Raw genomic sequence first — 373 nt, 5'->3', positions numbered from 1 at the left:
TTGGCGGCCTGCGTCTGTGCATGCGTCAGTATTTCATGGGCGATTGGTTCACCGCTGCGCAGCATGTACCGTTTGTCAATCGAGACGATGGTTTGACCAAGGTCGCCATTTACGGTGCTGGCGTCGCGGGCAACCAGTTGGTTGCAGCGTTGCGCATGGGGCGCGTGATGCGTCCTGTGGCGTTTATCGATGACGACTCCTCTATCGCGGATCGTTCGATTGCTGGGTTGCAGGTCTTTAAGCCCAAGCATATTCAGCAGATGATCGACGTGACTGGTGCTCAGGAAATCCTTCTGGCGTTGCCGTCTTCGACTCGTGCGCGGCGTAGGGAGATTCTCAATTTTCTGGAGGACTTCCCGCTCCATGTGCGCAG

At 56.6% G+C, this 373-nt stretch carries 1 protein-coding gene; it reads left to right on the top strand.

The window, feature by feature from the left end; genetic code table 11:
• On the top strand, positions 1 to 373 hold a 373-nt coding region (locus AC1DLB_RS32395; protein ID WP_477786583.1), incomplete at both ends, for a nucleoside-diphosphate sugar epimerase/dehydratase.

Source organism: Pseudomonas sp. 05N434, from assembly GCF_056396965.1.
This window is presented reverse-complemented; position numbering and strand designations above follow the sequence as displayed.